Origin of the sequence: Virgibacillus sp., from assembly GCF_013393565.1 — a bacterium.
Lineage (GTDB): Bacteria > Bacillota > Bacilli > Bacillales > Amphibacillaceae > Virgibacillus > Virgibacillus dokdonensis.
The window spans coordinates 1-15,579 of sequence record NZ_JABXHF010000023.1 but is presented as its reverse complement, the minus strand read 5'-3'; the positions used below and the strand labels follow the sequence as shown (position 1 = coordinate 15,579).

The window sequence follows — 15,579 nt, the reverse complement described above, 5'->3', positions numbered from 1 at the left end:
TAAATTTTCACGTTATATAGAGTTCCGTATCTGATTTTAAAGGAGGAAGTAGCAAAATGGCTACGAATCGACGTTTATTTACTTCTGAATCTGTAACAGAAGGTCATCCTGATAAAATATCAGATCAAATTTCTGATGCTATCTTAGATGAAATATTACAATCGGACCCTTATGCTCGTGTTGCATGCGAGACAACCGTTACGACAGGTCTTGTATTAGTGGCAGGTGAAATATCTACGACTACTTATGTTGACATCCCAGCAGTCGTACGAAAAACGGTTGAGGAGATAGGTTATACGCGAGCAAAGTTTGGTTTTGATGCTAAAACTTGTGCTGTATTAACGGCAATAGATGAGCAATCTCCAGACATTGCTGGAGGCGTAAATAAGGCATTGGAAGCAAGACAGGGACGAATGAGCGAGGAAGAAATTGATGCTATTGGAGCTGGTGACCAAGGTTTAATGTTTGGATTTGCTTGCGATCAAACGGAAGAATTAATGCCACTACCGATTTCTTTAGCACATAAGTTAGCTAAACGATTGTCAGATGTCCGTAAAAGGCGTATCTTGGATTACTTGAGACCAGATGGAAAAACACAAGTAACCGTAGAATATGGAGAAGAAGGGCAGCCTATTCGAGTTGATACCATCGTTATTTCCACGCAACACCATCAAGATGCAACTGTGGAACAAATTGAAAAAGATTTATTAAAGCATGTTATTTTTCCAGTAGTCCCAGCACATTTGTTAGATGAAACAACAAAATACTTTATCAATCCAACTGGGCGATTTGTAATAGGTGGCCCACAAGGTGATGCAGGTTTAACTGGAAGAAAAATTATTGTGGATACGTATGGTGGTTATGCACGACATGGCGGGGGGGCATTTAGTGGTAAGGATGCAACGAAAGTAGATCGTTCTGCCGCTTATGCAGCAAGGTATGTTGCAAAAAACATTGTCGCTGCAAAATTAGCTAAGAGTTGTGAAGTTCAACTTGCTTATGCGATTGGTGTAGCAGAACCGGTGTCAATTGCTATTGATACGTTCGGAACAGGAATCGTTCGTGAAGAAGTATTGGTTCAAGCTGTGAGGAAGTTGTTCGACCTTCGTCCTGCTGGGATTATTCATATGCTTGATTTACAAAAGCCAATATTTAGAAATACAGCTGCATATGGTCACTTTGGGCGTACAGATGTTGTATTTCCTTGGGAAAAAACGGACAAAGTAGAAGAATTAATTGCATTAGTAAAAGAACAGCAGTAGAGTGAGCAAGGGCATGACTTTTCGGTCGCTGGAGAGGTCATGTTTTTGTTTTACTGTAAGGAAAGGTAAGAAAGAGTTTTCGATAATACCCTGCTTTATTCTCAGGTTCTTGGTTTGTAAAAGGTGACAGAAATGAGCAGACCAGCAAGCGATAGTGGGGTAGTTGTAAGATTTTCCATCCCGTTAAGTGGAAGTTTGGGGAATGATAGTTGATGCTGTTAAGCTAGCGGAGGATAACACGGGAGACTCCTCGAAAATGATTGCAATGTTTCGCTGACGTAACTTTCCTTGTCCTGTGGGAAAGCGCAGCGGGAAGCCCCCATAGAAAAAAAGCAATCTTTTTAGGAGGCTGAGCGCCAGCCCAAGGAAAGCGTAGTGTTTTTTCGTAGCGGTCACTAAAAGTGTACATAAATAGAGTGCTGGAAAGATAGAGGTTATAATTATGTCGAGAAAAATTTGACACATACCAAGTTTTTCTAAAAGTTTTTAACGAACGTTTGGTGTGGTATGATAGTAATGAAAAAATGATTCGTACCATACGTTACTATATTTAATGAGAGAAGGTAGACAGCTATGTGTGGTTTTATCGGAATGTTATTTGATAATCCTGTAGAACGAACAGAACAAGAAGTAGAACTATTTAAACAGCAAAATAATTTGATCACTCATCGAGGACCAGATGATGAAGGATACTATTTCGATTCTTATATTTCCTTGGGGTTCCGACGTTTGAGTATTATAGATATTGAAAGTGGCTCCCAGCCATTAAGTTATAATGATGAACAAATATGGTTAGTTTTTAATGGTGAAATTTATAATTATATTGAATTGCGTAAACAATTACTTGCAGAAGGTTATGCATTTCAAACGGATTCAGATACAGAAGTAATTGCAGCTTTATTTGCAAAACATAAAGAGGAGGCTTTTCAGCATTTAAGAGGCATGTTCTCCATTCTTGTGTGGGATAAAGAGACGGAGCAATTGTATGGAGCTCGTGATCCTTTTGGAATTAAGCCGCTCTTTTATTATGAAAATTCCTTCGGGACCACATTTGCTTCTGAGAAAAAAAGCATCACACTTATGATGGAACAAGAAAAAGTAGACAAAGATGCGCTACAGCATTATTTGAGCTTTCAATACGTACCTGAACCAATGACGATGACTGCTGGCATAAAAAAAGTAGAACCAGGGCATTATTTTATTAAAAAACCTGGACAGCCTATCCAATTTACGCGTTATTGGCATGCAACTTTCCATCCTGTACTTCGTGAAAAGCAGGACTGGATTAAAAAAATTCAAGACGTCATGTATGATTCAGTAAATGTGCATATGCGCAGTGATGTTCCAGTAGGTTCATTTTTATCTGGAGGAATCGATTCAACGTTAATTGTCTCCATTGCAAAAGAATTTAATCCAGCAATAAAAACATTTTCTGTCGGTTTTGAACGCGATGGATATTCTGAAGTTGATGTGGCCAAAGAAACAGCAGATAAATTAAATGTAGAGAACATTTCCTACATGATTTCCCCTCAAGAATATGTAGATCATTTACCAAAGATTATGTGGCATATGGACGATCCATTGGCTGATCCATCTTGTGTACCGTTATATTTTGTTTCTAGAGAAGCTAGAAAGCATGTAACAGTGGTTTTATCTGGAGAAGGCTCTGATGAACTCTTTGGCGGCTACAATATTTATCGTGAACCGGATTCATTAAAGTATTTTGATAAAATGCCTTCTTTCATGAAAGGGTTGCTGAAACGAGTTTCTGCTGTACTACCTGAAGGAGTGAAAGGTAAAAGTTTTCTCGACCGTGGAACAACCCCATTGCGTGAACGTTATATTGGAAACGCAAAAATGTTTGAAGAAGAAGAGAAGAGGGAGCTATTAAAAACATATGATGAACAGTTATCTTATCAACAAGTAACTGGTAAGTTATTTGATCAAGTAAAAGATTATCCATATGTAAATCAGATGCAGTATGTGGACATCCATACTTGGATGCGTGGAGATATTTTATTAAAAGCAGACCGAGTAACAATGGCGCACTCTCTTGAATTACGAGTTCCATTTTTAGATAAAGAAGTATTTCGCATAGCGAATGAGATTCCAGTTGATTTAAAAATTGCCAATGGTACTACGAAAAGCTTGTTGCGTGAAGCTTCCAGAGGCATTGTCCCGGACCATGTATTAGATCGTAAAAAATTAGGGTTTCCTGTTCCTATTCGTCATTGGTTGAAAAATGAGTTAAATGGCTGGGCAAAACAACTCATTCATGAAAGTGAAACCGACCATTTATTACACAAAAACTATATCCTTCAACTTCTAGACGCTCATTGTCAAGGAAAAGGGGATTACAGTAGAAAAATTTGGACCGTGCTTATGTTTATGCTTTGGCATAAAAACTTTGTTGAGAAAAAGTTTGATGTATCAACATTGAATGAAAACACAGGAGAATTAATCTTTTCTTAGCACTATTAAATATAAAAGTTTAAAGGTTTATAGTTAAGTAAAACTTGGCTTCCGCTATAAAGATTGGCGTCAAGCCGAGTTTTTCTAATTATGTAATATTTAGGTGGTGTAGTAGAGGGAGCGGCTTTCGCCTTAAAGAGATAAACCAAGTATTCCTAACATTATCTTCCAAAGATGAGGTTATTCTAATGCGAGATTAAAATTATATATTTAAAAAACAGGCGATCTTCCATTTATTTTGCAATGGTGATCGCCTGTTTTCCCATTTGTATCCAAGCAGCTTTGAACTCTTCAATAGGAGCCTTATCCGCTTTGTTTAATGGGTCGTTAAAGTAAATGTAGTTTTCATCATATCCAGTAATTAAAACAGAGTGTTGCTTCATCGTAATGTCAATCTGACCGTCTTTTGTGTGCCATGTAGTAAATTTATCTTTTGGTAGTTTATCATAAGTTGTGTTTATAATGACCCATACTGGCCGTTTGTGATTCAATTCTTCAATAACTGCTTGGAAGTCATTTCCTGTTAAATCATTTACGACATCACCTACGTATTGTTTTGCTAATTCAGCAATTGGTTTATGGTATACGCCCATCCCTGGGGTTTCAAAAGAGTACATATCGCCAACAAACCCATTATAAGGGTTACCAAAGTGGATTTTGCCATCTTTTTTTCTGTATGGCGTAGGGTCTTTTTTCACTTGTTCAGCTAATTTCATTTTATCAACACGTATATCATAATGGTTTAGCAGCATGGATAAGGTTGTGACTTCACAACCTCTTGGTAGCTCAGGAAGTTGCTCTATCATTGGAGCTTTAATATTGACCGCTTTTTTTATCTTGTGCTTTGATAATTTACTGTCCTCAGGAGAATAGTGATTGTCTTCATGCACCGGGATAGTACTTTCTATTAATTGTTTAAATGTTGTTTTATGTTGCATAAAAAACATAGATAAAAGAGAAATAGCCGTTATAGAAAAAATAAAACCGTATAGGATAAACGATTTTTTCACCCAGGTAATTTTTTGCTTAGAACTAACATAAAATAAGAAGGTAGCTAGCATACAACAAACACTAAATAAAATAATGTTCATTTTTACAATCTCCCCGTAGAATAAGTCCTAACTGCTATGCTGTGAAAATGTAATGTCACCTTAGTTGAATAGTTGACATCACAAAGCACTCGTCAAAATGAGAGGGCTTGTTGCCACTTTTATGCTAAAAGAAAGCTTGATTAAACTTCATTTTCTTTTCACACTTACCCAATGACGAAGGAACTATTGCAATAAAGTGAATGATTAAATGGTTTGTTTTGTTTTCTTTCATCGCATATACTAAATAAAGCAGTATTTTTTGTGCTATAGAAAAGTATAAAATTTTTTGGTTTATAGTATAAGAAAAAATACAGTTTCCGCCACAAGCCAAGTTTTCTAGAAAGATTGGACAATGTTGCTATCTCTCCTTATTTAATTAAGAGATAAAATGGCAAAGCGTATTCTCCCTATATATCGGTTGGTTGTAATGAAAGTTAAACTAAAAATGTATATATTACCTGTTTTGTTGTTTGTAAATAGCTCCCTTTTCAACATAGGATTGGCAAATACGTTGCATTTCTGCATAATCAGTTTCTGTTAGTTCCCGAACGACTTTTGCTGGTCTGCCTAGTGCTAATGTAAAAGGCGGAATCTTTTTATTAGGTGGGACAAGACTTCCTGCTCCTATAAATGCGTATTCTCCTATTTCTGAGCCATCAAGTAAAATAGAACCCATACCAATTAGAGCATGTTTTTGTATCGTTGTAGAGTGCAGCGTAGTTTGATGACCGACAGTAACATCACTTTCGATCGTTAATGGCATACCTGGGCTTTGGTGTAGAACGGATAAGTCCTGAATACTAGTGCGTTCTCCTATATTGACAGGTGCAACATCACCGCGTATGACTGTTTTAAACCAGATACTTGATTGTGCACCAATTGTGACATCACCGATGATGCTTGCATCATTTGCTATAAATACAGAGTCATGAATACTTGGAAATATTCCTTTATAAGGATGTATCATTTGAAACCTCCTAAAAAATATGCTGATAATAGTAATAGAAATAAACAAGGTAAAAGTGTTTGAAATTGGAACGGAGGCAAGACGTTGAGTATTGAAGTCCCAAGTACACCTATTCCTTTAATGATAACAGTTTATCGTAAGATCTTTCCAGCAGTAAGAGAGGAACTTGCTTTTTGGAAACAGCGAGCGAATGAAATCCCTGATCAAGAATTACGTTATCAAGCACTTGCAAGTATGTCTGAAAAAGAATTTCATTGTCAAGGTGGAGCAGTGTATGCGCTATTAGCAGGGAAAAGATGGAGAGATTGTGTACGTTTTATTGTAGCTTATCAAACAATAAGTGATTATTTAGATAATTTATGTGATCGAAGTACATCGCTAGACGCTAAATCTTTCGCGTTGTTACATACTTCCATGATAGATGCGCATTGTCCTAAGTCATTACCGAAAGATTATTATGCGTTATTTGAGCATAAGCAAGACAATGGTTATTTGCAACAGCTCGTAAAAACCTGTAATGATATCGTTAGAAAATTGGATGATATTCCAACATATCAAGAACAAGCAATAAAGCTGGCAGGTTTATATAGCGATTTACAAGTACATAAACACGTTATTCATGAGGAAAGAGTGCCGCGTTTAACAAAATGGTCTAATGTGAAAAATGTCTATCCGCTAGCTTGGTATGAATTTTCCGCTGCAGCTGGATCCACTTTAGGCGTTTTTTGTTTAATGGCGTACAGTTTAGCAGGCAGGTTGTATCGAAAGTTGGCTGATGAAATTGTAACAGCTTACTTTCCTTATATTCAAGGATTACACATTTTATTGGATTATTATATTGATCAGCAGGAAGATAAAGAGGAAGCTGATTTAAATTTCTGTTCATATTACAAAAACGAGTCAATCATGCATGAACGATTCAAATACTTTTGTGAGCAAGCAAAATTATATGCAGTTACTATACCTAACTCGAAATTCCATGTAATGGTTGTACAAGGATTAATCGGATTATACTTAGGGGACAATAAAGTGGGGCATATCCCTAATTCCAAACGTTTGAAGCGACTACTTTTTCAAACGGCTGGATATCCTGCTATTTTTTTTCATCGCAATACAAGAATGTATTATTTTCTTAAACTGTTTAAACTACAAAGAACCGCTGTTACACATAAGTAACAACGGTCCTGTACAGTTTTACTGATCTTGGGTAGGGTAGAACAGTAAATCAATATAAACGGAAATCATGTTATAAGGTTTTTATATTCCTTTATATGCGTCACGGTATATAGTTGCCAGTTCAGTAATTAAAGGCAATTTCGAGTTTGCTGTTGTACATTGGTCTTCAAAAGCTAATTCAGCAAGTTTATCTACTTTTGCTTCAAATGCTTGTTTGTTTACACCAGTGTCTTTAATGCTCATTGGGATATTTAGTTCTTTAGCAAGTTTAATAATAGCTTGTACTAAACTTTCTACTCCTTCTTCCACCGTTCTTGCTGGAAGCCCTAGCGCTTTTGCGATTTCTGCATAACGCTCATCTGCTATAAAGTATGCGTATTTAGGGAACGTAGCAAATTTTTCTGGTTTTTTAGCATTGTAACGGATAACATGTGGTAGTAATATCGTATTAGCTCTACCATGTGCAATGTTGAACGCTGCACCTAGTTTATGAGCTAAAGAGTGATTAATGCCTAAGAACGCATTGGAGAATGCCATTCCAGCAATTGTTGAAGCATTATGCATTTTTTCTCTAGCTAACTCATCATTTCCGTTATGATATGCTTTTGGCAAGTATTCAAAAACTAATTGAACTGCTTTAATTGCAAGCGCGTCAGTATAATCGTTTGCCAAATTGGACACATAAGCTTCAATGGCGTGTGTTAATACGTCCATACCAGTATCAGCTGTTACTTGTTTTGGCACAGACATGACAAATTGTGGATCAACTATAGCAACATTTGGTGTCATTTCATAATCTGCTAGCGGGTATTTTGTATCTGATTTTTTATCGGTAACCACTGTAAATGATGTTACTTCAGAACCTGTTCCTGACGTTGTTGGCACACATACCAATTGAGCTAGTCTTCCTAATTTCGGGTATTTTACGATACGTTTACGAATGTCCATGAATTTCTGTTTTAGAGCGTTAAAATCAGCATCTGGATGCTCGTAGAATAACCACATGGCTTTAGCAGCATCCATTGGAGATCCACCACCAATAGCGATAATAACATCTGGTTCAAACTTTTGCATTAACGCAGTACCTTTGCGAATGGTTTCAATAGATGGATCAGCTTCGACATCTGAAAAAATTTCACAATGGACATAATCAGCACGTTTACGTAAATAGTAGAGAGCTTTATCTACATAACCTAATTCTACCATCATCGGATCAGTTACAATAAATGCTTTAGAGATGTCAGGCATTTTTTCTAAATATTGAATTGCATTTTTTTCAAAATAGATTTTAGGAGGTAGTTTAAACCATTGCATATTATTTCTCCTCCGAGCCACTTTTTTAATATTCATTAAATTGATTGTTCCGACGTTTGTTGATACGGAGTTTCCGCCATAAGTTCCACATCCTAATGTAAGGGAAGGCATATGGTTGTTATAAATATCGCCGATTCCCCCTTGAGAAGATGGTGAATTTACAATTAGTCTCCCTGCTTTCATCTTTAGAGAAAAGGCTTCTATAACCTCTTGGTCAGTAGAATGAATGACTGCTGAATGTCCTAGACCCCCAAAGTGTAGCATTTCATCAGCACGCTTAAACCCTTCTTCTGTGCTATTTACTTTATAACAAGCTAATACAGGACTTAATTTTTCTCGAGATAACGGATATTCTGGTCCAACGCCTTCAATTTCAGCAAGTAAAATTTTAGTGTTTTTGGCCACATTTACTCCTGCCATCTTAGCAATTTCATATGCTGGTTTACCAACAATATCCGCATTTACTGCACAAGTTGTAGGATTTATAACCAGTTTTTCCACTTTTTTTCTTTCTGCTTCTGTTAGGAAATGACAATTATTAGCTACCATTTCATGTTTTACCGTGTCATATATTTCTTTATCAATAATAACCGCTTGTTCAGAGGCACAGATCATTCCGTTATCAAATGTTTTGGATAAAATGAGATCATTGACAGCGCGCTTTATTTGTGCGGTTTTTTCTATATAACATGGTACATTTCCTGGACCAACACCAAGGGCTGGCTTTCCAGAACTATACGCTGATTTCACCATTCCTGAACCACCAGTAGCAAGTATAAGTGATACGCCGTCATGATTCATTAATGTTTTCGTTGCTTCAACAGAAGGTGTTTCTATCCACTGAATACAGTTTTTAGGTGCACCTGCTTTTACCGCGGCATCAAGTAATACTTTTGCTGCCTGACTGCTACATTTTTGAGCGGAAGGGTGGAAAGCGAAAATAATTGGGTTTCTCGTTTTAATGGAAATAAGTGATTTAAACATGGTTGTTGATGTTGGGTTTGTAACTGGTGTTATACCACAGATTACCCCAGCTGGTTCAGCAATTTCAACCATTCCTTCTTGCTCATCCTCATGAATAATTCCAACAGTTTTATCGTATTTAATGTTATGATAAATATATTCTGTTGCAAAGATGTTTTTAATAGCTTTATCTTCAAAGACGCCACGACCTGTTTCTTCAATGGCCAGTTTAGCTAAAGGCATATGCTGATCAAGACCTGCTAACGCCATTTCTTTTACAATCGTATTAATCGCTTCTTGATCTAGCTGTTTTAAACCTTCCAAGGACTCTTCTGCTTGGGAGATTAGTTGATTAATTTTAGTGGAAACTAGCTCTACAGTTCCTTTTGTTTTCTCAGTCATAATAGGACCCTCCTTAGTTTGTGAAATACTGAGCAATCTTTTTACACCTTCATTATATAACGGTTTTTTATAAATTTCCATACCTTTTGTGAAATGATGAGCAAACTTTTTTTTGTTGGAAACGTTGTACTATAACAAGTAAACGATTACAAGGTTGGTTTGTTAGTATTATGTATTTTTTGTGAACAGAGGGCTTTTTATTGTGCAATTAAAAGTGTTGATATTTTCAATAAGAGGAGACTTCATTTAATCTAATATCAAAGTAAATCTTATTAGCGAGTTCTTTTATTCCAAAGACTTGTTTGTACCTAAAGGCTCTTGCGAGTTAGGGGGGCTGTGTCTCCCGCTTCAAACTTTTTTCTAATTTGGCTTTCAAAATTTGAAGTAGGAGTCTTACAGCCATTCGTTTTCGTTATATATTTCAAACCTAAATGGGGTTTACAGGTGTATTTTTATATTATAGGAAAGCATAGAGTTTTAAAGTTTAAAATAAGCAAAATGAAGGATTGATTCTCCATAATGACTTGACAATAACCCAAGTTTTTATTTTCTTTTAAATAAGCAAACTAAAATGACAATTTTCTTTTAGTGAAGCCATTCCCTTTTTTTTCGATAGCGATAATAAATGGTGGATTATTTCTTTGATTAATAAACCGATATTGCAACACATGATAGGAGCGTTGGCTCAACTGCATTACATGTTTTAAAACAGCTTCTTTTTCTTCATGTCCTCCTTCATGACCGTAATAGACAACGATGACAATCAAGCCGTTTGGTTTTAGAAAATGTAATATTTTGTTGATGGCCATAATGGTGGAATTAGCATTGGTGATAATGGTTTTATCGCTTCTAGGCAGGTAACCAAGGTTAAATACTGCTCCTCCAACTAACATTTCTTTTGTAGGTAAGTATTTTTCTAAATGTTCATGGCTATCATGAATAATAGATACATTCTGTTTTTGATTCTCTTGCATTAACTGTCTAGTTGTTTGAATTGCTTGCTCTTGAATATCAAATGCTAAAACGCGGCCATTTTTACCAACGACATTACTTAAAAACAGCGTATCTTGACCGTTTCCGCAAGTTGCGTCAATGACAGTTTCGTTTTTTTCAATAGTGGATTCTAATAAATAATGCGCATAGTGCAAAATTCCGTGTAACATGATTATCTCCTTTGCCAAAATTATTACTATTTATTTTAGCAGATGAAGTTACATGTTGTCTTGACAAAGATAAAATAATTCATTACAATTCGATATAATAAGATAATGACAATGCCAAGGAATAGTAGTAAATCACTTCAGGAATAGAGAGGCAATGGTAGGTGGAAATTGTCCCTGGTTTATTTATGAACTCACCTTGAGCTGTTGCAGGAGCGAAAATTGCAGAGTAGTTTCTGACGTATGTCCTCGTTACGGATTTCAAGTGAATGCTGATGAGCATTAAAATGGGTGGTACCGCGGGTGAAAGCATCTCGTCCCTTCTATAAAATTAGGAGGGAACGTGATGCTTTTTTTATTTTTATATAAATAGTACCTTTTGAAATGGCTATGTTCAGTTTAAGCTGAAATGTAATGTATCTAGATATTTTAAAATAATAGGAGGAAAAAACATGAGTTACCATCATCAGCAAATGGAGAAAAAATGGCAAACATACTGGTTGGAAAATAAAACATTTAAAACAAATACGTTTTCAGAAAAAGAAAAGTTTTACGCGTTGGATATGTTCCCGTATCCATCTGGGGCTGGCTTACATGTGGGGCATCCAGAAGGATACACAGCTACAGATATTATATCGAGAATGAAGCGAATGCAAGGTTATGAGGTGTTGCATCCAATGGGGTGGGATGCGTTTGGACTCCCTGCTGAACAGTATGCAATTGATACGGGAAATAGCCCGGCAGCATTTACGGATAAAAATATAAATATATTTAAGCGACAAATTCAAGCTCTCGGCTTTTCTTATGATTGGGATCGGGAAGTTAATACTACAGATCCTAACTATTATAAGTGGACACAATGGATATTTATAAAAATGTATGAACACGGGTTAGCATATATGGATGAAGTACCTGTAAATTGGTGCCCTGCTTTAGGCACGGTATTAGCGAATGAAGAAGTAATTGATGGAAAAAGCGAGCGTGGAGGGCACCCTGTTATTCGTAAGCCAATGAAACAATGGATGCTACGAATCACTGCCTATGCAGATCGTCTTTTAGAAGATTTGGAAGAATTGGATTGGCCAGAGAGTTTAAAGGATATGCAACGAAATTGGATCGGCAGATCAGAAGGTGCTGAAGTTAGCTTTGAAATTGAGTCATTGAATGAAGCGTTTACTGTTTTTACAACTAGACCAGATACACTATTTGGCGCAACCTATGCTGTTTTAGCACCTGAGCACCCTTTGGTAAAGAAAATTGTAACAGACAAGCAAAAAGATAATGTTGAAAAGTATATTCATGAGATCGCAACGAAGTCAGACTTAGAAAGAACAGAATTATCGAAAGAAAAAACAGGTGTTTTTACAGGGTCATATGCTATTAATCCTGTGAATGGAGAGAAAATGCCAATCTGGATTGCGGATTATGTATTAATGAGTTACGGTTCAGGTGCAATTATGGCTGTTCCAGCACATGATGAAAGAGACTACGAATTTGCTACTAAATTTGAACTCCCTATTGTTGAGGTTGTTGCAGGCGGAGACATTACAAAAGGAGCTTATACCGGGGAAGGCAAGCATATTAATTCTGGATTTTTAAATGGTTTAGGTAAAGACGAAGCGATTAGGAAAATGATTGCGTGGTTAGAGGAACACGGAAAAGGTGCAAAAAAAATCACCTACCGTCTTCGCGATTGGTTGTTCGCTAGACAACGTTATTGGGGTGAGCCTATTCCTATAATTCATTGGGAAGACGGAACGATGACAACTGTCCCAGAAGAAGAATTGCCATTAGAATTACCGTCTATGAATAATATTCAACCATCAGGGACGGGAGAATCGCCACTAGCAAATGCCGAGGAATGGGTAAATGTCATTGATCCTAAAACGGGTATGAAAGGAAGGAGAGAAACGAACACTATGCCGCAGTGGGCAGGAAGTTGCTGGTATTTCTTACGCTATATCGACCCGGTAAATTCTAAGCAGTTAGCTGCCCCTGAGGCACTTCAGCAATGGCTGCCTGTTGATCTATATATTGGTGGTGCTGAGCATGCTGTTCTTCATCTTCTATATGCACGTTTTTGGCATAAATTTTTATACGATATTGGGGTTGTTCCTACGAAAGAGCCGTTTACAAAGTTGTTCAATCAAGGAATGATCTTGGGAGAAGGAAATGAGAAAATGAGTAAATCTAAAGGTAATGTCGTCAATCCTGACGATGTTATAGAATCTCATGGTGCAGATACTTTACGACTTTATGAAATGTTCATGGGTCCGCTAGATGCTTCTGTTGCTTGGTCAGAAAATGGGCTGGATGGCTCACGCCGCTTCCTCGATCGTGTTTGGCGCTTAACTATTGAGGATGATGGGCAACTTTCTAGAAAAATTATTGAAGAAAATGATGGCACTTTAGATAAAACATACCATGAAACAGTAAAGAAAGTGACGGAGGATTTTAATAATTTGCATTTTAATACAGCTATCTCTCAAATGATGGTGTTTGTGAATGAATGTAATAAAGCGGAATATATTCCTAAAAAGTATGTGGAAGGATTTATAAAAATGCTCTCCCCAATTGCGCCACATATTGCAGAGGAGATATGGCTAAAGTTAGGTCATTCGGATACGATCACCTATGAACCTTGGCCTGTATATGATGAAGAAAAGCTGATAGAAAATGAAGTGGAAATTGTTTTGCAAGTGATGGGGAAAGTTCGTGCTAAAGTAAATGTTTCTAAAGATGCTTCAAAAGAAGAATTAGAAAAAATAGCTTTAGAAAATGAAAAGATTAAAGATTTAATTACAGATAAAACAATTCGAAAAGTCGTTGTTGTACCAGGGAAACTAGTTAATATCGTTGCCAATTAATCAAATGTTGCTGTCATTACCAAGGATACTTCTAAAAGTAGCGGGGCTGTTGCGCGATCAGATAACTGATTGTGCAACAGCTCCTTTTGCTTAGAAATAAAGTGCTGCAGAACTCTAACTTCCACAGTCGTTTGCAAGAAGTGAGAAAGAGGGGGGGGCTGTGTGGCACAACTATATGTCGAACGTAAAGAAAAATCTATTTTAATGGGCCTTCATTTAGATGGAACCCATTTAGTTTTTAAAATAATCCAATTACCGTCTTCGAAATACCATATAGTCTCTACAGTTCCTAATTGGTCGGCATGGTATGCGCCACTAATTTGTTGATAACTTTTTAGACCATATCCTTTACTATCGCTTATTTTAAAGACTTCAAAAAAGGCGATTGGATCAATCATAACAGATTGATTTTGCGAATGTAAGCTGCCGTCTTTATTATAAATACCAAGTCGAATATAATCTTGTGCACGATTTTTAACATCTATTGTGATTGGTTTACTCGTAGCGGTTAATGTTATATTAACTTTAAAATCAGGTTGGAAATTACCGCTTAAATATGTTTGCTTAGGTAATGGTATTTTTTCCATTTGGGTGTGAATGATGGTATTTAGTTGGTAATTATAAAGCCCGCCACTTCCCCCAGTGGCACTTTGATAAAATATATCTTTTATTCCATCGTGATTCAAATCGACAAACTGTAAATAAGGGTCATAACCGCCATTGTAAGAGATTTTCCATTGATTATTATTATTAGAAATCTCTGCCCATATTTCACGATAATATGTTGAATCCGCAGAAAAAAACGTACCCATTAATTTAATTGTTTCTGGATGATTATCGCCAGTTACATCAGCGCGATATGTCTTAATTAAAGATGGCTTTGCCTCTTCTGCAATAATTGAACTAGAAACAAAAACAAGAAGCAACACACTACATAGAATAAAAAAAGTATGCTTGCCTTTCATGATTACACTCACCCTTCTACGTTGTTAGCTTTAGATTGTGTTGCAAACTTGAAAGTTATCCATTGAAAAATTATTATGTAATTATCCACAGTTGAAGTGATTTTGATATTATGGTTGTTAAATAACATTTTAAATTGGAAAGGCTTGAGGTGATAAAGTGAAAGAGTTAACCCCAAAACAAGTGGAGAAGAAGTTAGAAAATAACGATGATATGTTAGAACTTATTGATGTACGTGAAGAAGAAGAGGTAGCGCAAGGTAAAATCCCTTACATAACGCATATTCCTTTAGAGCAGATACCTGAGAAAGCAGAAAAACTAGATAAGTCTAAGCAATATATTATGGTTTGTAGGTCGGGGAGAAGGAGTGAAAGAGCAGCTGCCTATTTACAGAAACAAGGATTTGATGTAGCAAATATGGTTGGTGGCATGCTAGAATGGCGTGGAGAAATCATGAACTAAAAATATATAGGAGAAGGGCTTGACTTTTCTCCTATAATCCTTTATCATTATTTTTGCTGTCAAAAACAAGCAGTTCTATTTCATTATTAGACAGCAATGTGTTGACTATGATTGCTTTACATGATATACTTATAATCCGCACTAAACACATTTTGGTTTGGTGTGACGATCATTTTGGTTATGTAGTTGACAAATATAATGAGACAGGTTATACTTGTTAAGTTGCTGAAAAAACATTACATTATTTGCTCTTTGAAAACTGAACAAAACAACCAGTATGTCAAGGAAAAACAAACCCTGTTTTTCTTAAGAAATAAACTGAGAGAAATCTCAGAAGAAGCTAAGAATGATGGAGAACGGTGTTCATCATCACAAACTTTTATGGAGAGTTTGATCTTGGCTCAGGACGAACGCTGGCGGCGTGCCTAATACATGCAAGTCGAGCGCGGGAAGCAAGCAGATCTCCTTCGGGAGTGACGC

Annotated in this window: 10 protein-coding genes, 1 rRNA gene and 1 other annotated feature; of the genes, 6 read left to right on the top strand and 5 right to left on the bottom strand. The window is 36.5% G+C overall.

Translation table 11 applies throughout. From position 1 onward, the window contains the following. Positions 1-56: 56 nt before the first annotated feature. Positions 57-1,262 carry a methionine adenosyltransferase gene (gene metK / locus HLX49_RS06760; RefSeq protein ID WP_296361067.1) on the top strand — a complete coding sequence of 402 codons (1,206 nt, stop codon included), beginning with the start codon at positions 57-59 and terminating at the stop codon, positions 1,260-1,262. Between the two features lie 573 nt (positions 1,263-1,835). Next, on the top strand, positions 1,836-3,734 hold the full coding sequence (asnB, locus tag HLX49_RS06755; RefSeq protein WP_296361066.1) for an asparagine synthase (glutamine-hydrolyzing): 1,899 nt from the start codon (positions 1,836-1,838) through the stop codon (positions 3,732-3,734). 233 nt (positions 3,735-3,967) lie between these two features. On the opposite strand, the gene HLX49_RS06750 is transcribed toward asnB, so the two are convergent. Continuing rightward, positions 3,968-4,825, bottom strand: a complete 858-nt coding sequence (locus HLX49_RS06750; RefSeq protein WP_237342721.1) for a C39 family peptidase — start codon at positions 4,823-4,825, stop codon at positions 3,968-3,970. Between the two features lie 454 nt (positions 4,826-5,279). Further along, positions 5,280-5,792 carry a gamma carbonic anhydrase gene (locus HLX49_RS06745; RefSeq protein WP_077703227.1) on the bottom strand — a complete coding sequence of 171 codons (513 nt, stop codon included), beginning with the start codon at positions 5,790-5,792 and terminating at the stop codon, positions 5,280-5,282. Between the two features lie 84 nt (positions 5,793-5,876). On the opposite strand from HLX49_RS06745, the gene HLX49_RS06740 reads away from it, so the two are divergent. Next, a complete protein-coding gene (locus HLX49_RS06740; protein ID WP_335726847.1) occupies positions 5,877-6,968 on the top strand; it encodes a tetraprenyl-beta-curcumene synthase family protein in 1,092 nt (363 codons plus the stop codon). A gap of 81 nt (positions 6,969-7,049) precedes the next feature. On the opposite strand, the gene adhE is transcribed toward HLX49_RS06740, so the two are convergent. Together adhE and mnmM are read right to left on the bottom strand one after the other, a co-directional pair. After that, positions 7,050-9,647, bottom strand: a complete 2,598-nt coding sequence (gene adhE, locus HLX49_RS06735) for a bifunctional acetaldehyde-CoA/alcohol dehydrogenase (protein WP_296361065.1) — start codon at positions 9,645-9,647, stop codon at positions 7,050-7,052. 566 nt (positions 9,648-10,213) lie between these two features. Further along, on the bottom strand, positions 10,214-10,810 hold the full coding sequence (gene mnmM / locus HLX49_RS06730; protein WP_296361064.1) for a tRNA 5-(aminomethyl)-2-thiouridylate-methyltransferase MnmM: 597 nt from the start codon (positions 10,808-10,810) through the stop codon (positions 10,214-10,216). A 102-nt stretch (positions 10,811-10,912) separates the two neighbouring features. Further along, positions 10,913-11,132 (top strand) — a binding site (T-box leader). 127 nt (positions 11,133-11,259) lie between these two features. On the opposite strand from mnmM, the gene leuS reads away from it, so the two are divergent. Beyond that, positions 11,260-13,674, top strand: coding sequence for a leucine--tRNA ligase (gene leuS, locus HLX49_RS06725; RefSeq protein WP_077703229.1), 2,415 nt, complete (start codon positions 11,260-11,262; stop codon positions 13,672-13,674). 212 nt (positions 13,675-13,886) lie between these two features. On the opposite strand, the gene HLX49_RS06720 is transcribed toward leuS, so the two are convergent. Then, entirely contained in the window at positions 13,887-14,639 is a 753-nt protein-coding gene (locus HLX49_RS06720) for a hypothetical protein (protein WP_077703230.1), read from the bottom strand. A 157-nt stretch (positions 14,640-14,796) separates the two neighbouring features. On the opposite strand from HLX49_RS06720, the gene HLX49_RS06715 reads away from it, so the two are divergent. Continuing rightward, on the top strand, positions 14,797-15,099 hold the full coding sequence (locus HLX49_RS06715; protein WP_296361063.1) for a rhodanese-like domain-containing protein: 303 nt from the start codon (positions 14,797-14,799) through the stop codon (positions 15,097-15,099). A gap of 378 nt (positions 15,100-15,477) precedes the next feature. Beyond that, a 16S ribosomal RNA gene (locus tag HLX49_RS06710) occupies positions 15,478-15,579 on the top strand; the annotation flags it as partial.

Coding starts and splice junctions, on each gene's coding strand:
- metK (WP_296361067.1), top strand. CDS start 57: ATGGCTACGAATCGACGTTTATTTACTTCTGAATCTGTAACAGAAGGT.
- asnB (WP_296361066.1), top strand. CDS start 1,836: ATGTGTGGTTTTATCGGAATGTTATTTGATAATCCTGTAGAACGAACA.
- HLX49_RS06750 (WP_237342721.1), bottom strand. CDS start 4,825: ATGAACATTATTTTATTTAGTGTTTGTTGTATGCTAGCTACCTTCTTA.
- HLX49_RS06745 (WP_077703227.1), bottom strand. CDS start 5,792: ATGATACATCCTTATAAAGGAATATTTCCAAGTATTCATGACTCTGTA.
- adhE (WP_296361065.1), bottom strand. CDS start 9,647: ATGACTGAGAAAACAAAAGGAACTGTAGAGCTAGTTTCCACTAAAATT.
- mnmM (WP_296361064.1), bottom strand. CDS start 10,810: ATGTTACACGGAATTTTGCACTATGCGCATTATTTATTAGAATCCACT.
- leuS (WP_077703229.1), top strand. CDS start 11,260: ATGAGTTACCATCATCAGCAAATGGAGAAAAAATGGCAAACATACTGG.
- HLX49_RS06720 (WP_077703230.1), bottom strand. CDS start 14,639: ATGAAAGGCAAGCATACTTTTTTTATTCTATGTAGTGTGTTGCTTCTT.